General features: G+C 72.2%; 25 protein-coding genes. 12 read left to right on the forward strand and 13 right to left on the reverse strand.

Annotated features, from left to right (window positions below; translation table 11 throughout):
- The 4 genes from NE234_RS12450 (at position 1) to NE234_RS12465 (ending at position 3,007) form a co-directional block, all read left to right on the forward strand.
- Positions 1-342 carry a lycopene cyclase domain-containing protein gene (locus NE234_RS12450; RefSeq protein ID WP_252779106.1) on the forward strand — a complete coding sequence of 114 codons (342 nt, stop codon included), beginning with the start codon at positions 1-3 and terminating at the stop codon, positions 340-342.
- Between the two features lie 64 nt (positions 343-406).
- Entirely contained in the window at positions 407-730 is a 324-nt protein-coding gene (locus NE234_RS12455; RefSeq protein WP_252779107.1) for a lycopene cyclase domain-containing protein, read from the forward strand.
- Positions 727-1,473 carry a class I SAM-dependent methyltransferase gene (locus NE234_RS12460; RefSeq protein WP_252779108.1) on the forward strand — a complete coding sequence of 249 codons (747 nt, stop codon included), beginning with the start codon at positions 727-729 and terminating at the stop codon, positions 1,471-1,473. Before NE234_RS12455 ends, NE234_RS12460 begins: the two co-directional genes overlap by 4 nt.
- Positions 1,474-1,486: 13 nt before the next feature.
- Positions 1,487-3,007: an FAD-dependent oxidoreductase gene (locus NE234_RS12465; protein WP_252779109.1), complete on the forward strand. Its 1,521-nt coding sequence runs from the start codon at positions 1,487-1,489 to the stop codon at positions 3,005-3,007.
- A gap of 106 nt (positions 3,008-3,113) precedes the next feature.
- Here the strand turns inward: NE234_RS12465 and NE234_RS12470 are convergent, their stop codons facing one another.
- Complete coding sequence (locus NE234_RS12470; RefSeq protein WP_252779110.1) at positions 3,114-4,121, reverse strand: DUF5914 domain-containing protein; 1,008 nt, start codon at positions 4,119-4,121, stop codon at positions 3,114-3,116.
- A gap of 220 nt (positions 4,122-4,341) precedes the next feature.
- On the opposite strand from NE234_RS12470, the gene NE234_RS12475 reads away from it, so the two are divergent.
- Positions 4,342-4,629: a WhiB family transcriptional regulator gene (locus tag NE234_RS12475; RefSeq protein WP_252779111.1), complete on the forward strand. Its 288-nt coding sequence runs from the start codon at positions 4,342-4,344 to the stop codon at positions 4,627-4,629.
- 64 nt (positions 4,630-4,693) lie between these two features.
- Here NE234_RS12475 and NE234_RS12480 read toward each other — a convergent pair whose 3' ends face one another.
- Complete coding sequence (locus NE234_RS12480) at positions 4,694-5,158, reverse strand: DoxX family protein (protein WP_252779112.1); 465 nt, start codon at positions 5,156-5,158, stop codon at positions 4,694-4,696.
- 294 nt (positions 5,159-5,452) lie between these two features.
- Here NE234_RS12480 and NE234_RS12485 point away from each other — a divergent pair, with 294 nt between their 5' ends.
- The gene (locus NE234_RS12485) at positions 5,453-5,791 is read left to right on the forward strand and encodes a YciI family protein (RefSeq protein ID WP_252779113.1); all 339 of its coding nucleotides are present in this window, start codon (positions 5,453-5,455) and stop codon (positions 5,789-5,791) included.
- Positions 5,792-5,914: 123 nt separating this feature from the next.
- Here the strand turns inward: NE234_RS12485 and NE234_RS12490 are convergent, their stop codons facing one another.
- The 4 genes from NE234_RS12490 to NE234_RS12505 all read right to left on the reverse strand — a co-directional run bounded on the left by NE234_RS12490 (position 5,915) and on the right by NE234_RS12505 (position 8,255).
- Positions 5,915-6,802: an aminoglycoside phosphotransferase family protein gene (locus NE234_RS12490; RefSeq protein WP_252779114.1), complete on the reverse strand. Its 888-nt coding sequence runs from the start codon at positions 6,800-6,802 to the stop codon at positions 5,915-5,917.
- A gap of 73 nt (positions 6,803-6,875) precedes the next feature.
- Positions 6,876-7,355, reverse strand: a complete 480-nt coding sequence (locus tag NE234_RS12495; RefSeq protein ID WP_252779115.1) for a glycine-rich domain-containing protein — start codon at positions 7,353-7,355, stop codon at positions 6,876-6,878.
- A 283-nt stretch (positions 7,356-7,638) separates the two neighbouring features.
- Positions 7,639-7,932, reverse strand: coding sequence for a hypothetical protein (locus tag NE234_RS12500; RefSeq protein ID WP_252779116.1), 294 nt, complete (start codon positions 7,930-7,932; stop codon positions 7,639-7,641).
- The gene (locus NE234_RS12505) at positions 7,929-8,255 is read right to left on the reverse strand and encodes a hypothetical protein (RefSeq protein ID WP_252779117.1); all 327 of its coding nucleotides are present in this window, start codon (positions 8,253-8,255) and stop codon (positions 7,929-7,931) included. The genes NE234_RS12500 and NE234_RS12505 overlap by 4 nt, the downstream gene beginning before the upstream one ends.
- Before the next feature lie 143 nt (positions 8,256-8,398).
- On the opposite strand from NE234_RS12505, the gene NE234_RS12510 reads away from it, so the two are divergent.
- Positions 8,399-9,487 carry a transcriptional regulator gene (locus NE234_RS12510; RefSeq protein ID WP_252779118.1) on the forward strand — a complete coding sequence of 363 codons (1,089 nt, stop codon included), beginning with the start codon at positions 8,399-8,401 and terminating at the stop codon, positions 9,485-9,487.
- 268 nt (positions 9,488-9,755) lie between these two features.
- The gene (locus tag NE234_RS12515) at positions 9,756-11,036 is read left to right on the forward strand and encodes an RNA polymerase sigma factor (RefSeq protein WP_406566985.1); all 1,281 of its coding nucleotides are present in this window, start codon (positions 9,756-9,758) and stop codon (positions 11,034-11,036) included.
- A 76-nt stretch (positions 11,037-11,112) separates the two neighbouring features.
- On the opposite strand, the gene NE234_RS12520 is transcribed toward NE234_RS12515, so the two are convergent.
- The 4 genes from NE234_RS12520 to NE234_RS12535 form a co-directional block, all read right to left on the reverse strand.
- Positions 11,113-13,659, reverse strand: coding sequence for an ATP-dependent Clp protease ATP-binding subunit (locus tag NE234_RS12520; RefSeq protein WP_252779119.1), 2,547 nt, complete (start codon positions 13,657-13,659; stop codon positions 11,113-11,115).
- A gap of 88 nt (positions 13,660-13,747) precedes the next feature.
- A complete protein-coding gene (locus NE234_RS12525; protein ID WP_252779120.1) occupies positions 13,748-14,005 on the reverse strand; it encodes a hypothetical protein in 258 nt (85 codons plus the stop codon).
- Positions 14,006-14,102: 97 nt separating this feature from the next.
- Positions 14,103-15,581 carry an MFS transporter gene (locus NE234_RS12530; RefSeq protein ID WP_252779121.1) on the reverse strand — a complete coding sequence of 493 codons (1,479 nt, stop codon included), beginning with the start codon at positions 15,579-15,581 and terminating at the stop codon, positions 14,103-14,105.
- A 96-nt stretch (positions 15,582-15,677) separates the two neighbouring features.
- Complete coding sequence (locus tag NE234_RS12535; protein ID WP_252779122.1) at positions 15,678-16,367, reverse strand: glycoside hydrolase family 12 protein; 690 nt, start codon at positions 16,365-16,367, stop codon at positions 15,678-15,680.
- Positions 16,368-16,796: 429 nt separating this feature from the next.
- On the opposite strand from NE234_RS12535, the gene NE234_RS12540 reads away from it, so the two are divergent.
- On the forward strand, positions 16,797-17,612 hold the full coding sequence (locus NE234_RS12540) for a TetR/AcrR family transcriptional regulator (protein ID WP_252779123.1): 816 nt from the start codon (positions 16,797-16,799) through the stop codon (positions 17,610-17,612).
- On the opposite strand, the gene NE234_RS12545 is transcribed toward NE234_RS12540, so the two are convergent.
- Positions 17,537-18,457 (reverse strand): TetR/AcrR family transcriptional regulator, encoded by a 921-nt coding sequence (locus tag NE234_RS12545; RefSeq protein WP_252779124.1) that lies wholly within the window; start codon positions 18,455-18,457, stop codon positions 17,537-17,539. The two genes, NE234_RS12540 and NE234_RS12545, sit on opposite strands and share 76 nt — an antisense overlap.
- Before the next feature lie 231 nt (positions 18,458-18,688).
- Between NE234_RS12545 and NE234_RS12550 the strand changes: the two genes are divergently transcribed.
- From NE234_RS12550 to NE234_RS12560, 3 genes are all read left to right on the forward strand, one after another.
- A complete protein-coding gene (locus NE234_RS12550) occupies positions 18,689-20,437 on the forward strand; it encodes a Vgb family protein (RefSeq protein WP_252779125.1) in 1,749 nt (582 codons plus the stop codon).
- Between the two features lie 122 nt (positions 20,438-20,559).
- Positions 20,560-21,153, forward strand: a complete 594-nt coding sequence (locus NE234_RS12555) for a hypothetical protein (RefSeq protein ID WP_252779126.1) — start codon at positions 20,560-20,562, stop codon at positions 21,151-21,153.
- Positions 21,154-21,321: 168 nt separating this feature from the next.
- Positions 21,322-23,217 carry a Vgb family protein gene (locus tag NE234_RS12560; RefSeq protein ID WP_252779127.1) on the forward strand — a complete coding sequence of 632 codons (1,896 nt, stop codon included), beginning with the start codon at positions 21,322-21,324 and terminating at the stop codon, positions 23,215-23,217.
- A gap of 288 nt (positions 23,218-23,505) precedes the next feature.
- Here the strand turns inward: NE234_RS12560 and NE234_RS12565 are convergent, their stop codons facing one another.
- Positions 23,506-24,186, reverse strand: a complete 681-nt coding sequence (locus NE234_RS12565; RefSeq protein WP_252779128.1) for a response regulator — start codon at positions 24,184-24,186, stop codon at positions 23,506-23,508.
- Positions 24,183-25,331 (reverse strand): sensor histidine kinase, encoded by a 1,149-nt coding sequence (locus NE234_RS12570; RefSeq protein WP_252779129.1) that lies wholly within the window; start codon positions 25,329-25,331, stop codon positions 24,183-24,185. The genes NE234_RS12565 and NE234_RS12570 overlap by 4 nt, the downstream gene beginning before the upstream one ends.
- Positions 25,332-25,349 lie beyond the last annotated feature (18 nt).

Genomic DNA, 25,349 nt, shown 5'->3' on the forward strand with positions numbered 1-25,349 from the left:
GTGGATCATCTGCGCTATCTGCTTCTCCTGGTCGGCTGCCTGGCGGTCACGCTGCCCCTGGAGCTGTCCGGCAGCCGGGTGTACCGGCGCCCGGCCCGGCTGGCACGCGCCGTGCTGCCCGTGGCGGCCGTCTTCCTCGCCTGGGACGCGGTCGCGATCGCGGCCGGCGTCTGGTGGTACGACCGGCGCTACCTGGTCGGCGTCCGATTGCCGCTGTCGGTGCCGCTGGAGGAGGCCCTGTTCTTCCTCGTAGTGCCCGTCTGCTCGGTGCTGACCCTGGAGACCGTACGGCGCATGCTCCTGCGGGCGCCGGTCCGGGCGCGAACGGAGCGGCGTCGATGACCGAGCGAAGCGAGGGAGTCAAGAGGCACAGCACCTTGGTCATGAGGCCGACGAAGGAGGTCTCATGACCGGGGTGGGGTACACGGTCCCGGCCCTGCTGTCGGTGGCCGCCGTCGTCGCCCTCGAACGCTGGTGGCTGCGCACCGGGCTGTTCCGCCGCCCGGCGTACTGGCTGACCATGCTGATCGTCTTCGGCTTCCAGGTCGTCGTCGACGGCCGGCTGACACGGCTGCCGTCGCCCGTCGTCGTGTACGACCCGCGCGGGATCACCGGGCTGCGCTTCCCGTTCGACATCCCCGTCGAGGACTTCCTGTTCGGGTTCGCGCTGGTCACCGCCACTCTCCTCGCCTGGGAGCGGCAGCGGCCGGATGCGACGGCGGATCGATGAGCGGCGGGCGGCTGCTCCGGGACGAGGTCCCCGCCGCGTTCGACCGGCACGCGGCGGCGTACGACCGGCTCGTCGGCGCGAACCCCGGCTACCACGCGGACCTGCGTCGCGCCGCCCGGGCGTTCGCGCTGCCCGCGGGTGGCGCGGGGGCGCGGCTGCTCGACGCGGGCTGCGGCACCGGGGCCTCCACCGCCGCGCTGGTCGCCACGGCCCCACGCGCCCAGATCGTCGGCGTCGACGCGTCGGCGGGGATGCTCGCCCGGGCCCGCGCCAAACCGTGGCCCGCCACCGTGCGGTTCGTCGAGGGCCTCGTCCAGGACCTGTCCGCCGAAGACCTCGGCGGGCCGTTCGACGGCGTCTTCGCCGCCTACCTCCTCCGCAACCTCCCCGCCCGCGACGCGGCGCCGGCGGCGCTGCGGTCGCTGCTGCGCCCCGGCGGCGTCCTCGTCGTCCACGACTACGCGCTGCGCGACGGGCCGGTCGCGCGGCTCGTGTGGCACGCCGTCTGCTGGGGTGTGATCATCCCGGCGGGGCGGCTGCTGACGGGGGACGCCGGCCTGTACCGCTACCTGTGGCGCAGCGCGCTGGACTTCGACTCCCCGGAGGCGCTCGCCGGCCGGCTCCGCCGCGCGGGCTTCACCGGCGTCCGGACCCGAACGGCCGGCGGCTGGCAGCGCGGCATCGTCCACACCTTCCGCGCGGAGGCCCCGGGAGCGAACGGCGCGAGAGAGCGGAGCGTGTGAGATCGACGAGCACATGAGCCGGGATCGCAGGCGGGTGCGTCACCCGCCGCCGCCCGGGCGCCCGCACGCCGACGCGCTCGCCGAGCGGCCCCGCGCCGTCGTCGTCGGCGGCGGGATCGCCGGTCTCACCGCCGCGACCGCACTCGCCGAACGCGGCGTCGCCGTCGAACTGTACGAGCGCGAGGACCATCTCGGCGGGCGGGCGGGCGGCTGGACCGCGACGCTGCCCGGCGGCGACCGGGTGGGGATGAGCCGGGGCTTCCACGCGTTCTTCCGGCAGTACTACAACCTCCGCGCCCTGCTGCGCCGGACCGATCCGGACCTCGACCGGCTGAGGGCGCTGCCGGACTACCCCCTCATCGACGCGGCGGGGCGCACCGACACGTTCCGCGGCCTGCCCGCCGTCCCGCCGTGGAACGCCCTCGCCTTCGCCCTGCGCAGCCCCACCTTCACGGCGCGGGACCTGCTGCGCCTGAACGCCCGCGCGGCCCTCCCGCTCATGAACGTCACCGTTCCCGGCACCTACCGGCGGCTCGACCACCTGGACGCCGCCGAGTTCCTGACCCGGCTGCGCTTCCCGGCCGCCGCCCGGCACCTGGCGTTCGACGTGTTCTCGCGCAGCTTCTTCGCGCCGCCGGACCGGCTGTCCGCCGCCGAACTGGCGGTCATGTTCCACCTGTACTTCCTCGGCTCGGCCGAGGGCCTGCTGTTCGACGTGCCGCGCCGTCCGCTGGGGGACCTGTGGGCGGCGGCCGGCCGTCACCTGGCGGACCTGGGCGCGGACGTGCGCACCGGCACCGCGGTCGACGCCGTCCGGCCCCGGCCGGGCGGGTTCACCGTGCAGACCTCGTACGGCGGCCGCCCCGCCGACGCGGTCGTGCTGGCCCTGGACGTCCCGGGCCTGCGCGACCTCGTCGCCGCGTCCCCCGGGCTCGGCGACCCGGAGTGGCGGCGTCGCGTCGCCGCCCAGGAGACCGCGCCGCCGTACCTGGTGCGCCGCCTGTGGCTGGACCGGCCCGTCGCGGCGGACCGCCCGGCGTTCCTGGCCACGGGCGGCCTCCCGCCGCTGGACAACGTCAGCGTGCTGAACCGCTACGACGAGGAGGCCGCGTCCTGGGCCCGCTCCACCGGCGGGTCGGTCGTCGAACTGCACGCGTACGCGGTGACGGGGGCGCGGGGCCCGGCCTCCGCGCGTCTCCTGCGCCGCCTGCACGAGGTCTATCCGGAGACCGGAGAGGCCTCGATCGTCGGCGACCTGACCGAGTGGCGGCGGGACTGCCCGCTGTTCGCGCCCGGCACGTTCACGCGGCGGCCGACCGTGGACGGGCCGGTGGCGGGGCTGGTCCTGGCCGGCGACGGCGTCCGCGTCGACCTGCCCGTCGCGCTGATGGAACGCGCGGCCACCACCGGCTGGCACGCCGCCAACCGGCTGCTGACCCGCTGGGGCCTGGCGGGACATCCGCTGACCACCGTCCCGCTGCGCGGGCGCCTGGCCGTGCTGCGCCGCCTCGCCGACCTGGCGCCGGCCCACTGACCGTGCATCGTCGCCACGTCGTCGTCATGGTCGCCGGTCGGGCACCGGACCCGGCCGGTCGGGCGACGGGAGCACCGGACCCGGTCCGTCGAGGTTCCGTGCGCGGTCAGAGGGTTCCGGCGCGCAGGGCGTAGCGGCGTTCGGCGTAGGCGAGGTCGTCGCGCCACAGGCGGGTCGCCGCACGCCGCATCAGCGGCCGTACGACCGGGGCCGCCGCCCGCGCGACCGCGAACCCGGGACGCTCCGAGGTGGCGATCGTCGCCTCGATCACCGCGGTGCGCGGGCGGCCGTCCCGGCCGGGCCCGAGCGGGGTGGCGTGCGTCTCGACCACGCTGCCGGCGCCCTCGCCCTCGACGATGCGCATCACGACCGTCCGGGGCTCGGGGCAGGTGAACTCGGCCAGCACCGGCACGCCCAGCCGGGGGCCGAGGCGGTAGGTGACCTCGACCAGGAACCGGTCGTCGGTGTCCCCGGCGCCGTCGAGCGGGACGCGCGTCACGCGCAGGCGAGTGAAGGAGTACGGGTGGAACCAGGCGCCGTGCCACGGGTCGAGCCGGTTGGCGACCACGTCCTCCGGCTCGCACACGCCCACCGCCCGGATCACCGCGTGCAGGCTGCGCGCCGGCCGCGGCCGGCCGGGCAGCACCGGCCGGGGCGATGGCTCCTCACCGGCCTGGTCGAGCCGGATCCAGGTCAGGACGCCGTCGTCATGGCAGGGCAGCGGCCGCCAGCCCGTCCCGCCGTCCGAGGTCAGCCGCAGTCCGTGCCACCGGCAGACCAGGTCGCCGCAGACGATCCGGCCGCGCGCCAGCGGCGCGCCCAGGTGCGGACAGGCACCGGGCCCGGCCACCACCGCTCCGGCCCGGTCGCGCCAGGCGACCAGCTCCCTGCCGAGGACCCGGAGTCCCAGCGGCCGGTCCGCCCGTACGTCACCGCTCGGGGCGACGGCGAACCAGTTCCCTGACGGCCGCGCCCGCGCCCGCTTCAACGCCGCGCCGATCACCGCCGCGTCGGCCTGGCCGACGGTCGGTTCCTGCTCGGCCCAGCGCGTCCGCGGACGCCGCCGCACCGGCCACCGTTCGGGTCGTCGTCCCTGGTCATCGCGGTCCGCCACTCGTCCTCCTCCGGCCGAGTCGTCCTCGGCCGTACCTCCCCATGCCGGAGCGGCGGCAACCGATACTTACCTTCCAGCTACAGATGCCTTACTCTTCGTGATCACACGCATGACCCCGAATCGGGCGGGCAGTAGGGCGGTCTCAGTCAGGCGGCGGCCGCGACCGCCGCTACATCCCCAAGTACCGATACGCCCCAAGCACACCGTTGGGATTTTCCTCATGCTCTTCGACGTCTCGTGGATGAACCGCGCTGAATGCCAGAAGGTGGATCCGGAGCTCTTCTTCCCGATCGGGAGCGGGAGGCTGACTCCGGTCCAGGTCTCCGAGGCGCGGGCCGTCTGCGGACGGTGCCCGGTGCGCCAGGACTGCCTGCGTTACGCGCTGGAGACCGGGCAGGGACACGGCGTCTGGGGCGGAATCGACGAGGACGAACGGCGGGTCATGCGGTCCGGCGCCCGCCGGTCGTTCGAAGCCGCCCGGCAGGGGCACGGCCGACCGGCCCGCTGACGAGCCGACGGCCGCCGGCGCCCAGAGGGGCCGGCGGCCGTCGGGAATCGCGGGGCCGGTGATCTCAGCGCCTGAACAGGACGGCCGGGGAGACGGCCTGCGGCATGCGCACCCGGGCGATCACCGCGAACAGCACGCCGAACACCGCCGGGAGCACCGCGAAGGCGGGCACCAGCACGAAGACCTGCGTGATGATCGCGCCGATCATCAGGCCGATCAGACCGAGCCCCGCCCAGGCGGCGAGCCGGGGGATCAGCAGGCCGATCCCGCCGGCGGCCTCGACCGCACCGGTGACGTACCGGAACCACTGACCCCAGCCGATCTTGGCGAACGTCTCCACCGCGTCCCGCTGGCCCGCGAACTTCGGCGCGGCCGAGGCGATCAGCAGGAAGGCCGCCAGCAGGATCTGGATCGTCCACAGGGCGACGTTCACGGCGCGCCTGTCGGCCGGGCGCGAAGCGCCGGTCGTACGGGCGGTGGCCGTACGGGCGGTGGCCGTGCGGGCGGTGGTGGTCTGGGTGGCGACCATGGCGTCTTCCTCTCAGTCGGACCGCGGCGTTTCCCGGCCTCTGCTCACACGTCGAACGGCGACCCGCCGGATCGACACCTCGTCCGGATTTTTTCTGAGATTTCTTTCGCCCCTGCTCAGCGCGCCGCCCGGCGGTCGCCCGAGACGACGCGGGGCGGTCCGTAGAAGAATCTCGGCCCGACGTGTCGATCGGGCCGGTCCCCGTTCGACGCGTGGGCGGAGGCAAGAAGGGCCGACCGGCTCATCCGGCCCGCCCGGGAAAGACCCTCGCCTCGAGACGAAGGAGACACGACGATGCGGTTCCTCATGATGACCAAGGACAGTCAGTCCGCGGGCGGCCCGCCGGACGAGAAGCTCATGGTCGAGATGGGCAAGTTCATCGACGAGATGACCCGGGCGGGCGTACTGCTGGCGACCGGTGGCCTGAACCCCGCGGGCACCTACATCAAGTCCGAGGGCGGGAAGATCACGGTGACCGACGGGCCCTTCACCGAGGCGAAGGAGGCGGTCGTCGGCTTCGCGCTGATCGAGGTGCGCTCGAAGGAGGAGGCCATCGAGCTGTCGAAGCGGTTCTGGCAGATCGTCGGCGACGGCGAGGGCGAGATCCGCGAGGTCTTCGGCCCCGGCCAGTAGTCCTTCGACGAACCCGTCGACGTGGCCCCGTTGACCTCGCGTCACCGGGGCCTTCGCCCTATCGAGACCGGCCCCGGCCACCTCGCTTGGAGGGGTGGGACGGGGCGTCTCGCGTGTTCGTGGTCAGGCCGCCTCAAGGCGGTGGCGGGCCCAGTTCCGGGCGACGGCCGTCAGCTTCGCCGAGTGCGGGCGGGCCGCCGCCGACCGCGTCTTGTGCCCCCATAGGCCCAGCACCGTGGCCGCGAACGCCGTCACCGCGGCCGCCGGAGCCTCCCGCCACGCCGGAATCTGCGACGCCCACACCTCGGCGCTCTGGGGCGAGTGGCCGGCCGCCATGAGGCGGATCACCATGAAGGCCGGGTCGACCCAAGCCGCGCCCCGTGATGCCCATGCCCAGTCGATGACCATGACCGCGCCGTCCTCGATGAGGAGGTTCCCCGGTTGCAGGTCGGTGTGCAGCAGCGCGTCTCCGTCGACAAGCTCGGGCGCCGTCGCCTCCAGTTCGACGAGCCGTGGCAGGTGCTCGGCCTCCCACGGATCCAGGTCGGCCGGAGGGTCCTGGGCGTACTGCCGCCACACCGGCAGGCGGGCCCAGCGCGCGGCGAGGCTGCGGTTCGGCGCGGCGGATGGGGTGAGCTGCCGTAGCGCCGTGATGGCCTCTGCGATGGCGGCCAGGTCGGGTGAGGAGGGGGTCAGGTCCGGGTGCCGTCCGGCCGCGTGCTCGAAGCCGAGCATCAGCCACCCGTCGACCGCCAGCTGCCACAGCAGCCGCGGGGCCAGGCCGACGGGCAGCAGGGGGTTCACGGCCGCCTCGTTGCCGTGCATCCACGCGGCGGGATGGTCTGCGCGGATGCCCTTGCAGAAGATCCTGCCGCCGTCCAGGTGGAGGGTGGCGGAGAACTCCGAGCTGCATCCCAGCTCGGGCATTTCGGCCTTGATGACCTGCCCGCCGCACTGCTGCTCGACGGCGCTGCGGACGTCGTCCGGCAGGGCGTCCCACTCGTGTCTCATAACGTTCCTCGTTGGATAGGGGGCGACCCCAGGTCGCCGAGCATATGACCTGGGGTCGCCTGAGGAGTGGATGTCACGGGCTGTCGGTGCAGCCGGCGTGGCACTGTGAGCAGGCGGCCGAGTGCACCTGCCACAGCTCCTCGTCGATCGGGATGCCGGCGGCGCGCATCGTGGCGAGCGTCTTGGCGATCGGACCGGCCTCGGCGGGCGGGACTTCACCCGTGCAGGCGCTGTCGCACTTGTGGTCGTCGGTCGGGACGTGGTGGATGAACCGTCCCGCGACCCGCTGGCAGAACTCGGCGTAGTCCTTCGTGTGGAGGACGAAGGTGTGCCAGCCGATGTCGACCCTCGGGGAGGGCGACAGGCCGGCGCCCGGGTTGAGGGCGCAGGCCTTCAGGAACCCGAGCGCCTGGGCCATGATGCGCTCGGCGGTCGGCTGGTCGATCTGCTCGTCGGTGACGATGCGCGAGACGAGCCGGTCGAACAGTTCCGAGGAGACGAGCTCCCGGGGCGGGATGGCGGTGGCCGCCCTGTCGTCGAGTGTTAAGGTCATCGGCTCCTCCTAGAGCCTCGGGGGTACAGCGTTGCTGTACCCGGTTTCCTCCGGCCGGTCGACCGGAGAGCCCTGGGCCGCGGCCCCGGCGTCCCGCGATGAAGCTCGGGACCGCGGCGTTCTGGTGACCGCCGAGCCCGTCGCCTCAAACGGATTCGGCGGCCGGGGCCGCACGGGGAACGCTCTCCCCGCGCTTCGGCGAGTTCCTGCGCGCGGCAGATGCAACCGACAGGGACCACCACGGCGAGGATCTGCCGGAACTCGGTCAGCTTCTGGTCGTAGCTCACACCACCACCGCCAGTTCGGCCGTGCGGCATGCGTACACCAGCCGCTGTGGGTGCGCGTCGAACAGGATCGGCGTCGCGGTGTCGAACCGGGCGATGGCCATGTACTCGCGCCGGTACCAGCACCACATCACCAACCACTGCAAGCACAGGCCCTGCAGCTCGACGAGCTGCTGCGGGCTCGGGTCGCCGGGGCAGGCCGGGATGTCGAACACTGTGTCGTCGACCGCGGGACGGTGTGGCGCGGGCCGGTCGAACAGCCAGGCGAGCGCCGCGAGGACTCGCCGGATCATTGCCCGGCCTCGGTTGCTTCGGCCACGTGGAGGACGTTCGTGATGCGGCGGGCCGCCTCGTCGACGTCGTCTGCGCCGACCATCGGCTCGTACTCCGGGGGGTCGTCGCGGGTCGGCCCCGGCCAGACCCAGTGCCACCACAGAGCGTTTTGGTGTTCGCGGAGGACGAGGGACTGTTGCATCCGCGAGTCGCGGGGGTTTCTGATTTCGACGATTCCGTCCGAGCTGATTGTGACGTTCAGTCCCGGGCGGACGAGGGGGGCGAGTTGTACAGCCGCCGTCCTGACGATGTCAGCCGGCGGAGGGGTGGTGCGTGCGTGCACCGGACCTCCCAGTGCTGTGTCGAATGCGTTACTCCCAGTGAAGTCCTGCGGATTTGGTGCTGTCAGCGTGATACTGGGGGACAGAGAGGGATAGAAAATCGTCTCGCATCCAGAATCCCTATTTCGGCCGAGGTGCACCCAACATGTCAGCCGACCCGAAAATCATCGGCGCGCGCCTGCGCTCCGAACGCCTGAAGCGCACTATGACCATCGCCGCACTTGCCGAGGCATTCCGCGACGCCGCGAGCGAACGCGACCGCCGCTCGATGCCGAAACTAAAAGACCTTTGCCGGACGATCCGCGGCCATGAAGCCGGCGAGCATCCGCCCCGAGCTCGTTACCGGATGCTTTACGCTGCGGTATTCGAGATGACCGAAGAGGCCCTTTTTGGTGACCATACGGCGGATACCTCCGAAGCATCCATCTGGCGAAGTCCCGGCGTTGATCTGGATGGTGCGTTTACCCCCGACGATGAGGAACGTCTTGCGCTCGCCGTCCAGTGTCCGGTACGGGTCGATCTAACCGTCGTCGATTCCCTCGCGACCATCCTGGCCATGCAGCGCCGCCTCGATGACACGCTCGGCCCTTCCGTGATCCTGCCGGCTACGCTCACCCAGACCCGTACCGTCACGCAGTTGCTGCGCGAAACCCGCGGCGAGGTTCGCGACTCGCTTGCTCCTGTCGCCGCCGAATGGGTCCAGTTCAGCGGATGGCTGCACGCCGAGCTACGCAACGACACAGCAGCGGCCCACACGCTGACCGAAGCCGAAGAGATGGCCGACGACATCGAAGACGGCACACTTGCCGCGCAGGCCGCGAACTTCAAGGGCTACCTTGCCCGCCAGCAGGGCCGGCCCTGGGGGATCGTCCGCCACTTCCTTGCCGCTTACCACACGCCCGGCGCGCACCCGGCCCAACGGCTGGGCGATGCTGTCCAAGCGGCTCAGGGGTATGCCCTACTCGGTGAGAAGGCGGCCGCTCGGTGTCTTCTCGTCGAGGCGACCGCACTGGAGGACCAGGCCAACCGACATTCGCCGCCGGGAACGGCGTACTGGCTGACGCCCGACTTCCAGCACGTCAACATTGGTCTGGCGCTGCTGGCCCTCGGTGAGTTCCCGGACGCAGCGGAGCATCTTGCGACCGGCCTGGCCTCCCTCCCAGCGGATCAGCAGGACGCCGAGTGGAGTCGGGAATACCGCGATGCGCTCGCTGAAGCCGAAGAGCGGGCGTGATTGAGCGCTTCGGCTCACGCTGAGAGGCGCCCGCGCCGCGAGGTCTTCACCCCCGGCCAGAGCGAAGGCAGGGGGAAGTTACGGAGGGGCGATCCGGGCCGGCCGCGCGTGTCGCCTGGGTCGCCCATCGCCGCACGGGGTCGCCCGCAGGTCCTGCGGCACCGGCAGGGTGGCCGCGTCCGCGAATCGTGCAGCGCCGAGCCGAGCCGAGGCGAGCCGCGGCGCGGACGGGTTGCGCGCGGCGTGACACCGGTGCTCTGATCGGGCCGTGACGACACCCGATGTGCACCGGACGATCGACGCGATCTGGAGGCTGGAGTCGGCGCGGATCATCGCCGGCCTCACCCGGATGATGCGGGACGTCGGCGTCGCCGAGGAGCTCGCGCAGGACGCGCTCGTCGCCGCCCTCGAACAGTGGCCGCAGGACGGCGTCCCGGACAACCCGGGCGCCTGGCTCATGGCCACCGCCAAGCACCGGGCGATCGACCGGATCCGCCGGGAGAAGCGGTTCGAGCAGAAGCAGCAGGAGATCGGCCGCGACCTGGAGACGCGCCAGGACCCCACCGACGCGGAGCTGGAGGCCGCGCTGGGGGAGGACCTGGGCGACGACCTGCTGCGCCTCATGTTCATCTCATGCCACCCGGTGCTGTCCACGGAGGCGCGGGTCGCGCTCACCCTCCGGCTGCTGGGCGGGCTGACGACCGATGAGATCGCGCGCGCGTTCCTCGTTCCCGAGGCGACCGTCGCCCAGCGGATCGTCCGGGCGAAACGGACCCTCGCCAAGAAGAAGGTCCCGTTCGAGGTGCCTCCGGAGGCGGAACGGGCCGCCCGCCTGTCCTCCGTCCTGGAAGTCCTCTACCTGGTGTTCAACGAGGGGTACTCCGCGACGGCCGGGGACGACTGGACGCGGCCCGCGCTGTGCCAGGAGGCCCTGCGGCTCGGCCGGGTCCTCGCCGAGCTGACGCCTGGGGAGCCGGAGGTCCACGGCCTGGTCGCGCTGATGGAGATCCAGGCGTCCCGCCTCCGCGCGCGCGTGGGCCCGTCCGGGGAGCCGATCCAGCTCCTCGACCAGGACCGCGCCCGCTGGGATCACCTGTTGATCCGCCGCGGGTTCGCGGCGCTGCTGCGGGCCGAGGAGGTCGGCGGCGGAATCGGCCCGTACATGCTGCAGGCCGCGATCGCCGCCTGCCACGCCCAGGCGCCGACCGCGGAGGACACGGACTGGGCGCGGATCGCCACCCTCTACGAGGCGCTCGGGACGGTCACGCCGTCCCCCGTCGTCGAGCTGAACCGCGCGGTCGCGGTCGCCATGGCGTACGGCCCGGAGCAGGGACTGCGGATCGTCGACGGGCTCGCCGGCGAGCCGGCCCTGAAGGACTACCACCTGCTGCCGAGCGTGCGCGGTGACCTCCTGGCGCGGCTGGGAAGGAACGCGGAGGCCCGCGCCGAGTTCGAGCGCGCCGCGTCGCTGACCCGGAACGACCGGGAGCGCACGCTCCTCCTGGACCGGGCCGCGGCCTGCGACGCGACCGCCACGACGGCGGGCTGACCGGCCGGGCCGATCGCCTGGCCGCCCGGCGCCGGCTCGGCGGTACGGCCGCCCGCCCGCTTCTCGTGGCGGCGGCTCAGGCCTGCCGGTGGGCCGGGGCTGCGATGGTGGCGTGGTCGCCGTTCGGGTTCGTCACCGCGAACTCGAGCCGGTCGTCGTGGACGGTCACCCGGACGTCGTCGCCCGGGCCCAGTCGGCCGCCCAGCAGCATGCTCGACAGGCGGTTGTCGACCTCGCGCTGGATCGTCCGCCGCAGGGGCCGGGCGCCGAACTCCGGCTGGTGGCCCCGGCGCGCGAGCCAGTCCACCGCCTCCTTGGTGAACTCGATCGACAGGTTCTGCGCGCGCAGGCGGCGCCGGGTCTCGTCCAGCAGCAGGTCCGTGATCTGGCGCAGCTGCTCGGCGTCGAGCCGGCGGAAGACGATGATCTCGTCGACGCGGTTCAGGAACTCCGGGCGGAACGCCTCGCGCAGCCGCCGCATGACGCGTTCGCGCAGCGACGCGTCCTCCCCACCGCCCGCGTCGGAGAAGCCGGTCGCGAGCCCGCCGGTGCCGATGACGTCGGAGCCGAGGTTGCTGGTCATGATGACGACCGTGTTGCGGAAGTCGACCGTACGGCCCTGGGCGTCGGTGAGGCGCCCGTCGTCGAGCAGCTGCAGCAGGACGTTGAAGAGGTCCGGGTGCGCCTTCTCGATCTCGTCCAGGAGCACGACGGAGTACGGGCGGCGGCGTACGGCCTCGGTGAGCTGACCGGCCTCCTCGTAACCGACGTAGCCGGGCGGCGCGCCGGTGAGCCGGCTGACCGTGTGCCGCTCCTGGAACTCGCTCATGTCGAACCGCACCATCCGGTCCTGGCTGCCGAACAGGGCCTCGGCCAGCGCGCGGGCCAGTTCGGTCTTGCCGACGCCGGTCGGCCCGAGGAACAGGAAGCTGCCGATGGGCCGGTCCGGGTCGCCGAGCCCCGCGCGGGAGCGGCGGACCGCCTCGGCGACCGCGGCCACCGCCTCGTCCTGCCCGACGACCCGCTCGTGCAGGTGCTCCTCGAGCCGGAGCAGGCGTTCGCGCTCCTCGACGGTCAGCTGGGCGACGGGGATCCCGGTGATCCGCGAGACGACCTCGGCGATGTCCTCGGCGGTGACCTCCGGCACCGTCGCGGTCTCGTCGTCCTCGCCGGACGTGGCGGCGACGCGCTCCTCCAGCTCGACGATCTGGTCGCGGAGGGCGGCGGCCTTCTCGTACTTCTCGTCCGCGACGGCCTGGTCCTTCTCCCGCCGGCGGTGGTCCAGCTCCTCCTCCAGGCGCCGTACGTTGCGGCCGGGCGTCGTGGTGCGCAGCCGGACGCGGGCGCCGGCCTGGTCGATCAGGTCGATCGCCTTGTCCGGCAGGAACCGGTCGGTGAGGTACCGGCTCGACAGGTCGACCGCCGCGACCAGCGCCTCGTCGGTGAAGCGCACCTGGTGGTGCGCCTCGTAGCGGTCCCGCAGCCCGCAGAGGATCTCGACGGAGTCCTCGGGGCTCGGCTCCGGCACGAGGATCGGCTGGAAGCGGCGTTCGAGCGCGGCGTCCTTCTCGATGTTCTTGCGGTACTCGTCCACGGTCGTCGCGCCGATGACGTGCAGTTCGCCGCGCGCCAGGGCGGGTTTGAGCATGTTCCCGGCGCTCATGCCGCCCTCGGCGCCTCCGGCCGTCACCATGGTGTGGATCTCGTCGATGAACACGAGCAGCTCGTCGGCGTGCGTGCTGATCTCCTCGACGACCTTCTTCAGCCGCTCCTCGAAGTCGCCGCGGAAGCGGGTTCCGGCGACCAGCCCGGCCAGGTCCAGCTGCATCAGGCGCTTGCCGCGCAGGATCTCCGGCACCTCGCCCTCGACGATCCGCTCGGCGATGCCCTCGACGATCGCGGTCTTGCCCACACCCGGGTCACCGATCAGGACCGGGTTGTTCTTCGTGCGCCGGGACAGCACCTCGATGGTCTGCTCGATCTCCTCGTCGCGGCCGACGACGGGATCGACCTTGCCCTCGCCGGCCATCGCGCTCAGGTCGCGTCCGTACTGGTCGAGAGTGGGCGTGTCGGACGGCGGGTGGGCGGTGGAGCCGCCGGGCACGCTGCCGATCGCCGACCGCAGGGCCTCCGGTGTGATCCGCGCGGCCAGGAGCAGACGGCCGGCCGCCGACTCGGGATTGGCCGCGAGCGCGAACAGGATGTGCTCCGGGCCGATGTAGGAGGCGTCCAGGGCGCGGGAGATCTGGTGCGCGTCCAGCAGCGCGCGCTTGGCGGAGGGGGTCAGCCGCGCGGAGATGTCCTCGCGGGCCGGGCCGCGCCGTACGTGCCGCTCGGCCTGCCGGGCGAGCGTCTCCGGATCGGTGCCGGCGCGGTCCAGCAGGTGCCGGGTCACGTCCTGGCGGGTCGCCGCCCACAGCAGGTGGTCGGTGTCCAGGTCGGGACCGCCCCACTCGGCCGCCTTGACGGCGGCGTCGCGGACGAGTTCGCGGGCGCCCTCGGTCATGAAGCGCGCGATGTTGACGCGGTTGGTGGGCCGCCGGGGCGCGCCCGTCCCGAAGAACCGGGCCAGGAACTCCTCGAACTGGTCCGACTCCTCGCGCTCGTTCCGTTCTTCAGGCATGTCGACCTCCTCACCCGGCGTACCCCGGCGTGCGCGTTTCGCCTGCTCGCGCGACCCCTACCCGAGTCGGGAATCCGAAACGTGCGGGTCAGGAGTAGTCCTCGTCCAGTTCGTCCCCGGCGGTGATGTGCTGTTCGATCACGTCGGCCTCGTTGGCGTCGGCGGGGAGCTCCTCGACGGGTGGGCGCTCCGAGGCGCCCTCCTCGCGGCCGGTGTCGAGGCGCTGCTCGATGAAGTCGGCCTCGGGCTCCTCGATGCCCGGCGTCTCGTCCGGCAGGGGATCGGGGTGGACGACCTCCTCCGGGTTCGCCGGCTGGCCCCGGTCCGGCAGATCACGTTCGGTCATGGCGACTCCATGGTTTCCCTGCTCACGGCGTGCTTTCTTCCGTTCACGCGGAGGTAGATCTCCGCCATGCGCGCTGCCCTACCCGGGACCATCCCCGCTAACCGCCCGCGACCGGGTGGCGGTCCGCGTGGTGACGCGCGTGCCGGCCGGGATGGTGGACCGTACGGCGGCCCGTCAGCAGGTCGGCGAAGGCGGCGAGCAGCGCGGCGACCACGAACGCCAGGACGACGTACAGCGCGTGCTGGAAGGCCGTGGCCCAGCCGCCGTGCGTACCGCGCACCGCGGCGAAGAAGACGGAGCCGACCGCCGCGATGCCGACGGCGGTGCCGATCCGCTGCCCGGTCTGCAGGACGCCCGCGGCGCTGCCGCCGCCCTCCGGCGGCACCTCGGACAGGGTGATCGTCTGGTTCGGGGCGATCACCAGGCCGCTGCCGATCCCCGCCACGAGGTAGGGGAGGGCGGTGGCCAGGGCGACCTGCCGGCCGGACTCGAAGTGCACGGCGAGGAGCACGCCCCCGAGCCCGAGCCCGACGAGTACGAGGCCGGCCGCCACGAGCGGCCGGCCGAACCGCGAGACGACCCGGCCGCCGACGGCGGCCGCGGCCCCCGACCCCACCGCGAACGGCGTGATCGCCAGGCCGGCCTTCAGCGCGCTGTAGTGCAGGCCGTTCTGCAGGTACAGCGTGAAGATGAAGAAGATGGCGGTGAAGCCCGCGAAGTACAGCAGCGCGATCGTCGAGCCCAGCGCGTACGAGCGGAGCCGGAACAGACCGAGGTCGATCATCGGCTCGTCGTGCCGCCGCTCCCACCACAGGAAGGACGCCAGCAGGACGACGGCGGCGGGCACCAGCAGCCATTTGAGCTCGCCGTGCCACTGCTGCTCCTGGACGAACGGGAGGAGCAGGGCGACCACTCCGGCTCCCAGGAGCACGACGCCGACCGGGTCCAGGCTCTGCGCACGCCGCGTCCGGCTCGGCGCCGGCAGCAGCCGCCAGGCCAGCGGCAGCGCGATCAGGCCGACCGGGACGTTGACGTAGAAGACCCACCGCCAGCCCTCCATCGGCCCGGCGAGCGCGATGATCGCACCGCCGAGGATCGGGCCCGCGGCGGTGGCGATGCCGATCGTGGCGCCGAGGCTCCCGAACGCCCGTCCCCGCTCCGGCCCGCGGAACATCACCTGGATCAGCCCCGCGATCTGCGGATTCAGCATGCCGCCCGCGATGCCCTGGACGAGCCGGGCGCCGACGAGCCAGGCGATGTTCTGCGCGAGGCCGGCGGCGGCGCTGGTCAGCGTGAAGAGGACCAGGCCGGCCATGAAGACCGCCCGGCGGCTGCGCGCGTCGCCGAGCCGCCCGGCGGGGACCAGGACGAGGCCGAATGTCAGGGCGTAGCCGCTGAGGATCCACTGCAGCCCGTCCGGTGACGCGTGCAGCCCCTCGCGGATGGAGGGCAGCGCGACGTTGACGATGCTGACGTCGAGGAGGGTCATGAAAGCCGCGACGAGGCACACCGCCAGCGCCTGCCAGCGGTGTCGCACGGTGGAATCGGGGTGGTCGGGGTGGGGTTCCGTCCGCATGAGGCTGCTGTGCTCCGGACAGATCGGTCCAAACCACTCAGGCGGTCGCCGGGTGAGGGCCGAGCGCGGAACCGGCCCTCACCCGTCCGTCTTTCGTCAGCCGAATGAGACCGAGTAACTGTTGGTCGCGAAATTCAGGCCGCCGCTGGAGGACGTTATCTCGAACCCGAACTGCACGTTCCCGACGGTGACGTCGCCGAACCATCCGGCGCTCTTGATCCAATTGAGCACGGCGCGGATGTCGACGCTGCCGGAGGAGGTATTGCCCGACCGTACGAACGAGAACACCTGGTTGGAGCCGTTACTGCCCTTGTAGACGCTCCAGTTGTGCCCGCCGACGGACACGCTCGTCTGGTAGGAGCCGAGCGGTCCCACGGCCCCCGTCTTGTTCATCCACAACATGATCTCGTACGCGTTGTCGCTCGACCAGATGTCGTACGCCGACTCGTACGCCCCGGAGCCCGGGACCGTGACGTTGAAGCTGCTGTTCAGCGAGTTCAACGAGCTCAGCGACCTGCCGACGTACCTCGTGACGTTGGGGTAGGACTTCACGCCGCCGGTGTTCGGGTGGTTCGCCCAGACGCCCCAGTTGCTGTAGGAGTTGGCCCAGATGGTCTGCGGGCCGGCGCCGCTGCCCCAGACGTCGTTGTACAGCGTGTACCCGCCGTTGGACCAGGTGGCCCACTGGTCGGAGGACGACCAGGTCGCGGCCCGGGCCGTGCCGGACCACAATGCGCACACCAGCGTGAGGACCAACGCGGGCACCGAGAATCGTGCCGCTTTCATTCGATGACCTCTCTGTCGAATAAGAGTCGAAGCGCTTCGACGTTCATTCGACGGAACGGGGAAGAGGAAACCGCGCGGTGTCCCACACGATAGAAGCCGAATTGCGGCGGTGCAACGGGCGCTTTACCAGCGTGTCATCGGATTGTTTCGGCGCTCCGGCGGGCGAGCTCCTTCCCGAGCGGGTGAATGCGGCGCCGGACAGGCTGTGGGTGACGTCCCGACCGTGCCAGGGGCGTTCCGGCCGCGCGATGGGATGCGGCTCACGTGACAATGGCGCGAAACCGCGTCGCGCGAGCAGGGCGGACCGATGCCTCGTGCGTTCCTTCGGCCCGGAAGGTAGCCTTTCGCCGTCGAGACCCCCGAGTAATGTGAGCCGGACGGTAGGTGACGACCGGCTTCCCCGGTTCTACGGAGGAACGCGCGGATTCCATGGCGAGGCAGTCCGAACGGCCGGCGGCGACCGGTCCAGCTCCGGCCCCTTCGGCGGCGACCGGCACGGCTCCGGCGACGGGTCAGGCTCCGGCGACCGGCACGGCTCCGGCCCTCCCGGCGGTGCCCGGCGCGGAGCCGGCCATCCCCGGATCCCGCTCCGCCCGGGAGCCCGGCCGGGCCATCAAACCGGGGCGGCACGGGCTGCCGCCGGAGACCGTCGCCGACATCCAGCGGGACCGGCTCATCGACGGCTTCGTCCAGGTGGTCGCCGAACACGGCTACACGCGCACGACGATCAGCAAGATCACCGAGGCCGCCGGGGTGACCAAGAAGACGTTCTACGTCCACTTCACCGAGATGGACGACTGCTTCCTCGCGGCGTACCAGCGGGGCACCGGCATCCTCCTCGACCGCATGGCGCACGCGTACCACGGCGCGCACTCCTGGCCGGAGGGCATCCGGGCCGGGCTGCGGGTCATGCTGGAGATCCTCGCCGCCGAGCCCCTGTTCGCCCGCGCCGCCCTCGTGGAGGTCAACGCGGCCGGCCCCCGGCTGCGCAAGGCGCGGATCGAGCACCTCGCGCGGTTCCGGAAGTTCTTCACCGACCCGGCGTACGACCTTCCGTCCCTGCCCACGGTCGTCATCGACGCGATCATCGGCGGGATCTACGGAGCGGTCTACGGGGCGGTGGAGGCGGGGGAGGGCGACCGCCTGCCGGCGATGCTGCCGTCCCTGGTCTACTTCGCGCTGCTGCCCCTCGGCCGCGAGGAGGCGGCGGCTGAGTTGGACGCGGGCGACCCGCCCTCCCGGTAGAAGGCCAGCAGGAAGTCGGTGAGCGGGTCCGCCAGCTCGGGGAGCTCCGCGGTCCGGTCGCACTCCACGTGGTTGTAGACCATCGTGTAGACCCCGCCGATGATGGCGTTCCTGATCTCGTCCGGGATCCGCGGGATGCCCGGTCCGCCGAGGAACGAGCGGAACCTCGCCAGGAACGCCACCCGCGCCCGGTGCGCCCGGGCGCCCGCCATGCTCGCGTCGATCACGCACATCCGCGCGAAGGCGGGTTCGGCGGCGGCGAGTTCGAGGGCCGCCCGCAGCCCGGCGCGGACCGCCGCGGGCCACGACGACTCCGCCCGGTAGGCGGCCTCCGTCCGGGCCAGCAGGAGGCGGGTCCCGCGCTCGTACGCGGCCAGGAAGCACTCCTCGATGCCGCCGAAGCAGGCGTGGAAGGCGTCGGCGGGCAGCCCGGCCCTGGCCGCCACCTCCTCGACCGTCGTCCGCGGATACCCGCGCTCGGCCACCACGGTGACGAGCGCGTCCATCAACCGGGCCCGCCGCGCGGCCGCGTCGTCGCTCTCCGTCGTCTGCGCCGTCTGCGCCGTCTGCGCCGACTCTCCCGTCTGTGCCGACGTTGCGGTCTCCGCCGGTGTTGCCGCCCAGACCGACGTTGCGGTCTGCGTGGACTCGGCCGTCTGCGCGGACTCTGCGGGCTCGGCCGGCTCCGCCGACGGCGCGCGTCCGGCCGCGGTGTCCCCGGCGTCCGTTAAGCCGGCCCGCCGTGCCGCGGCGGCCTCCGCGTCCGCCGACCGGGCCCGCCGCCCCGCCGCGTCGTCCGGGTGCGGCTCGCGTGGGTGCCCGAGGCCCGAGGTTCCGTCGCGCATGGGTGACCTCCCGTCGGTGGCACCGTCATCCGGCTGTCTACCGCTCGCCGAAGGGCGCGTAAATGCCGCCGGGCGCCCGATCGGGTTCGGCGACGGCCGGATCCGGCCGTTGCCCCGGCCGCGGTTGACATGAGACACCGTACGGTTTCTATTTGCAGGAAGCTCGTTTGTTACCGACAAGTTTCGAGCCGAACATCGTCCTCGGGGGATGAATCCCAAGGAGGCGGTGGCATGCGCCATCGTGGATCCAGAGCGGGAACGCTCCTGCTGGCCGCCCTCGCAGTGGCCCTCCCGTGCGTTCCCGCGCAGGCCGCCTCGGGCGCGGTCACCGAGTTCTCGGCGAGCATCCCCGACAGTACGCCGCTGGGCCTGACGACCGGACCGGGCGGCAGCGTGTGGTTCACCGAGCACGCGCAGGGTCTCGGCCGGGTCGACGCCCTCGGCGTCGTTAAGGAGTACGCCGTCCCGGCGAACTCCCAGCACGAGGTGGCCGTCCCGGAGGGCGCCGCGACCGCGACGGACGGGACGGTCTGGTTCACCGACGCGTCCACGGCCGTGCCGCGCGTGGGGAAGGTCGACCCCACGACCGGCGCGGTGACCGCGTACGAGGTGCCGACCACCGGGGACGTGAGCTTCGCGGGCGGTCAGCTCACCGACGTCACCGCCGGCCCGGACGGCGCCATGTGGTTCGCCGGCGGCCCGGCCGGCGCGGTCGGCCGGATCACCTCCTCGGGCGCGGTCACCGCGTACGCCACCGTCGGCCTGTCGCCGTACGCGATCACGACCGGCCCCGACAAGGCGCTGTGGTTCACCGACACGAATGGCGGGTCGATCGGGCGGCTGGACCCGGCCACGGGGAACGTCACGACCTACTCGCCCGATTCGTCGGGTTCGGGCAACCCGGCGGCCGGCGGCATCGCGGCCGGCCCGGACGGCGCGGTCTGGTTCACCGAGCCCGGCGTCGGCAAGATCGGCCGCATCGTCCCCTCGACCGGCGCCATCACCGAGTACGCCGTGCCGACCGCGAACTCCGCTCCGGAGGGCATCACCGCCGGCCCGGACGGCAACGTGTGGTTCACCGAGGCCGCGGCCGGCAACGTCGGCAGGATCGTCCCCGCGACCAAGAAGATCTCCGAGTACCCGCTGCCGAACGCCCTGTCCGCCCCGATGCGGATCGTCAAGGGGCCCGGGGCCGTGCTGTCGTTCACCGAGGCGGGCACGGGCGCCATCGGCCGGCTGAACCCCGCCGCGCCGCCCTCCGGCTCGCCGCACGCCGCCGCCCCGCCGATCGCCGACGGCTCGAGTCCCCGGATCGCCGGGTCCTTCCAGGGTCGCTGTCCCACCACGGCGATCATCTGCCAGACCCAGATCACGACGGGCGGCAGTGTGAAGATCGGCGGCTTCAGCCAGACGATGCCGCCCGGCGCGCTGCGCGTCACCGGCTACGTCACCTCGCTGGGCACCGGCACGGCCACCCTCCAGCCGCCGCTGACCGGATCCGAACTGGAGTCCGTCCCGGTCGAGGTGCCGGGGGGCATCATCGGCACCCTGCCGCTCATCGGCCCGATCCTCGGCATGACCCCGGCGGCGATGCTGCCGTTCAACAAGCTCACGATCACGCAGTCGCTGGCCGGGCCGGTGACCGTCGGGTTCGGCCCCAGTGGCCTGCAGGCCACCGCCACCCTGAACATCCAGCTCAACAACCAGTTGCTCGGCGGCGGCTGCGTCATCGGGCCGATCACCGCGAGCCTGGCCCCGGCGGACCGGTCCGGCGGTTCGGTGCACGACCCTCAGCTCGGCTGGCAGCCCCTGAACGTCGAGATCAAGGACAACACCCTGTCCGTGCCCAAGGCACACGGCTGCGGCATCGGCGGAATTCTCGACGGGGTCATCAACTCGACCATGGGCCTGCCGTCGGCCTCGGGCAACAGCCTCGACCTTCCCGCGATTCTCAGCGTCGGCGCGGGGGCGCATTCCTGACCGGAGAGAGGAGGGCGTCACCCCCTCGCACCGCACCGTTCCACTGTCCCGACAACCCGCCACCACCCGCAGAACCCGGGACCGGCGAGGTCGGTCCCGGCCTCCTCAGGAGAGGTACGCACATGATCTCCAGAACGGCGAAGCTCGCCGCGACCGTCACCGGGGCCGGCGCCCTGGTCGCCATGATGGGCGGCATCGCCTACGCGGCGGGCGTCAGCCCGGCCAACACCGCGATCACCGCCACCAGCACCAGCGTGAAGTTCGCCGGCACCCTGTCCGGCCTGTCCTTCTCGGTGACCTGCACCAGCTCGACGATCAAGTTCACGACCCCGTCGTCGGGTTACGGCCCGGTCAACATCAGCCCGGACCCGACCTTCAGCGGCTGCACGGACAACTTCGGCGGTACGGCCACGATCACGGCGAATCACACGAACGGCAGCTGGACGCTGCTGGCCATCGCCAGCCCGACGTCGGTCAAGATCACGATCCCGAAGGCGGGCGTGACGGTGTCGACGACCACGCTGCCCGGCTGCGTGGTGACGGGCGCCCCGACCGCCGCGGCGCCGATCACGGCGAGCTACAGCAACTCGACGGGCAAGGCCACGTTCACCAGCGCGAGCGTGCCGTTCTCCGGCAACGCGGCCTGCGGCACGATCAGCCCGACCGGCACCGCGACCGGCGTCTACACCACGAGCCCGACGGTCACGATCACCTGACGTACGCGACCGAGGGACGAAGCACGAGCAGGGGCCGCCTCCGGGCGGCCCCTGCGCCTCCCCGTACCGCGCCGGTGACCGGAACCGGACGGGCGGCACCGATCGGCTTGACGTGAAACACCCGTGGGTTTCTAGTGACCCACTATGAAGATCATAGGAGGCGATGGCATGCGCCATCGTGGTGTGCGCGCGGGGATGGTCGCGTCGGCGGCCCTGCTCGGCGCGGTCGCTCTCAGCCCGGCCTCGCCCGCCGGTGCCGCCGCCGGCGTGACCGAGGTCGGGCTGCCCGTGCCCGACGTCGCCCCCGCGGGCCTGGTCGCGGGCCCGAGCGGCAGCGTCTGGTTCGCCGAGAACGCCGGCGGGCTGGGGAGGGTGGACTCGGCCGGCAAGGTCAAGGAGTACGCCCTGCCCGCCAACTCGGCCAAGACCCACGGCGCGGCCGACGGGATGGCCGCCGGACCGGGCGGCCGCCTGTGGTTCACCGACTCCTCCGTCGACGTCCCGCGCGTCGGCTACGTCGACCCGGCGACGGGGAAGACCACCCTCTTCGAGGTCCCCACGACCGGCGACGTCAACTTCGCGGGCGGGCGACTGACCGACATCATCGCCGGTCCCGGCGGCGCGATGTGGTTCGGTGGAGGCGCGTCGCCCGCGATCGGCCGGATCACCTCCTCGGGCACCGTCACCGTGTACGCCACCGCCGGCGCGAGCGTGTACGGCCTCGCGGCCGGCCCGGACGGCGCGGTCTGGTACACGGGCACCGACGGGTCCATCGGCCGGCTCGACCCGGCGACCGGCGCGGTCACCTCCTACAACCCGCCGTCCGCGGGCAGCGGCTCACCGGCCCTCGGCGGGATCGTCACCGGTCCGGACGGCGCCCTGTGGTTCACCGAACCCGGCGTCGGGATGATCGGCCGGCTCGACCCGGCGAGCGGCGGCATCGACGAGTATCCGGTGAACACCGCCGACTCCGCGCCCATCGGCATCACCGTGGGCCCGGACAAGCAGATCTGGTTCACCGAGGCCGCCGCCAGCAACATCGGCAGCGTCGACCCCGGCTCCGGCACCGTGACCGAGTACCCGCTGCCCGCCACGCTGTCCGCGCCGATGCGGATCGCGTCCGGTCCGGGCAAGAGGCTCTGGTTCACCGAGGCGGGCAGGGGCGCCGTCGGCAGTCTCGACCCGGCCGCGCCGCCGACCGGAGCGCCACACCCCGCCGTCCCGGCGCTCGCGCACGGCAGCATGCCCCAGGTCGCCGCCAAGTTCCAGGCGCAGTGCCCGCAGAACCACGCCTGCCAGACGCAGATCACCTCCGGCGGCAGCGTGAAGATCGGCAGCTTCGCCCTGACCCTGCCGCCGAACGCGATCCGCGTCACCGGCTACATCTCCTCCCTCGGGCCGGGCAGCGTCCTCAACCCGCCGGTGATGGGGGACCAGCTCGTGTCGCAGCCCGTCGACGTGCCCGGCGGCCTGATCGGTCAGCTCCCGCTGGTCGGCCCGATCCTGGGCAAGACCCCGGCGGCGCTGCTGCCGGTCAACAAGCTCACGATCACGCAGTCGCTGGCGGCGCCGATCACCGTCCAGCTCGGCCCGGGCGGCATCGAGGCGACCGCGAAGCTGAACGTCCACCTCAACAACCAGCTGCTCGGCACGTCCTGCGTCATCGGCCCGATCACCGCGAGCCTGACCCCGACGATCCTTGTCCCGGGTGGGGCCGGTGACCCGGCGCTCGGCTGGACGCCGTACCCGGTCCAGATCAACAACAAGATCGCGGTGCCGGCCGCCAAGGGCTGCGGTCCCGGCTCGATCCTCGACGGCGTGATCAACCAGATGATGGGCCTGCCGGCCGGCTCGGCCAATAACTCCATGAACCTGACCGGCGTCATGAGCCTGGGCGTCGGCATCAACCCGGCGGACACCCCGGCCGTACGGTCCACGGCGTCGCCGTCGACCCTGTCGAGGCTCGTCGCGGGCCTGCGCCCGCAGCCGAAGGCCAAGAAGAGCGCCGCGAAGCGCGTCAAGGCCCCGAAGAAGGTCACCGTCAAGCTGAAGGCCCGGCACTGACGGATTCTCCGGATGGGGCGCCGGCCGACAGGCCGGCGCCCCATCGAAGACTCACCATCTATGTCGGATGCGGGGAACGGATCGCCGTCGTCATGCCGAGCTGAACGTCTTCTGCGGAGCATTTGGTGAAGCGGTTGGCCGAGGTGCGGGCCGAGCGGGACGAGTTGCTGGTGGCCGAGCGTGTCGTACCTGAACGACCTCGACTCGAATCCCGCTGCGACCAGGGGGTGTGCCGGCGCATCCGGAACGCGGCGGACTCGTGGTCCCGACCGTTCTTCTGATCCTGCCCTACTGTCTACGTGGGGCGAGTCCGGTCTCGAAGGCGATGATCGCCAGGTGGACACGGTCCCGAGCCTCGAGCTTGGCGAACAGACGCGCGACATGGGTCTTCGCCGTCGCCGCGCTGATCACCAGCCGCTCGGCTATCTCAGTGTTCGACAGTCCCTGTCCGACCAGTGCCAGCACCTCGCGCTCCCGGTCGGTGATCCCCGCGATGGGACTTGAGTCCGCGGCGGGCTCGGCGTGGTCGGGGGCCGCGGGGACGGGCGTTCCGGCGAAGTCCGCGATCAGCCGTCGGGTCACGCTCGGTGCGATCAACGCGTCGCCGGCGGCCACGACGCGGATCGCGTCCAGGATCGCGTCAAGGGCCATGCTCTTGAGCAGGAATCCGCTGGCCCCGGCGCGCAGTGCGCCGTAGACGTACTCGTCGTCGTCGAAGGTCGTCAGCACCAGCACCTTGGGCGGGTCCGGCTCGGCGGTCGCCTGCCGGGTCGCCTCGATCCCGTCCATGCCCGGCATCCGGATGTCCATCACCACGACGTCCGGCCGCAGCTCGCGCACCAGGCGCACCGCCTCGCGGCCGTCGTGGGCCTCGCCGACCACCTCCAGGTCGTCGGTGTCGCCGATCAGGATCGCGAGCCCGACCAGCATCAAAGGTTGGTCATCGGCCAGCAGCACCCGTACGCTCATGCCGGGAGGCTCGCCGTCACCCGGAATCCGCCCTCCGGACGCCGGCCGGCGCTGAACTGGCCGGACAGCAACGTCACTCGCTCGTGCATGCCGAGCAGGCCGAAGCCGCTCCCGCCGGCCACCGAGTGCCTCGGACGGCCCGGCCCGCCGAGACCGTCGTCCCCGTCGTCCACCACCTCGATCGTCACTCCGGTCGGCTCGTAACCGACCGCGACCCGGCACGTCCGCGCCCCGGAATGCCGCACCACGTTCGTCACCGACTCCTGGATGATCCGGAACGCCGACAGTTCGATCTCCGGCGGCAGCGGACGCTGCTCGCCCCGCCAGGTCACGTGGACCCGCACCCCGGCGTCGGCCGTGCGTTCGGCGAGCTGCGGGACGTCGGCCAGGCTGCCGGCCGGCGCCAGCGGAGCGGCCGGCGGCATGGCGTCGTCCGGCTCGGCGCGGCGTAGCGCCCCGAGCATGCGCTGCAGCTCGAGCAGCGTCTGGCGGCTGGTGGTCTCGATGCCGGTCAGCGCCTGCCGCGTCTGCTCGGGCTTGGTGTCCACGACCCGCGCCGCCGCTCCCGACAGCACAGTGATGATCCCGATGCTGTGCGCGACGCTGTCGTGCAGTTCGCGGGCGATCCGCAGCCGCTCGGTCACGATGGCGCGGGCCGCGGTCTGCTCGCGCAGGGCTTCGAGGTATTCACGGCGTTTGCGGTTCACCCTTCCGAAGACCCACGCGACCGTGACCCACAACGGGTACTGCCCGGCCCACTGGACCGCGTCACCGACGGACTGCCCGGGGACGTGCATGTCGTTGACGAACGCGGCGGCGACGGCCGCGACGGAGCCGACGGCGGCGGCCTTCGGGCGCCGGACGGCGAGGTACCCGCCCAAGGCGATGATCAGGAAGAACACGATCGAGGGCCGTGCGCCGAGGATGTCGCCGAGGACCGATTCGCCCAGGATCGTCGCGAAGACCACCGTCGGCAGACGGCGTACCAGCAGAACCGGAAGGGCGAGCACGACGCACAGCCCCATCGTCTGGAAGACCCCGAGGTTGGAGAACTGGTACTGGTCGTCGTAGTGCGCAACCATCGACTTGTAGAGCGCCAGCGCGTAGAGGCAGGTGGTGGCCGGCACCACGGCCTGTGATGACATCAGCCAGATCACGGGTCT

This window comes from Actinoallomurus rhizosphaericola (assembly GCF_024055675.1).
GTDB lineage: Bacteria > Actinomycetota > Actinomycetes > Streptosporangiales > Streptosporangiaceae > Actinoallomurus > Actinoallomurus soli.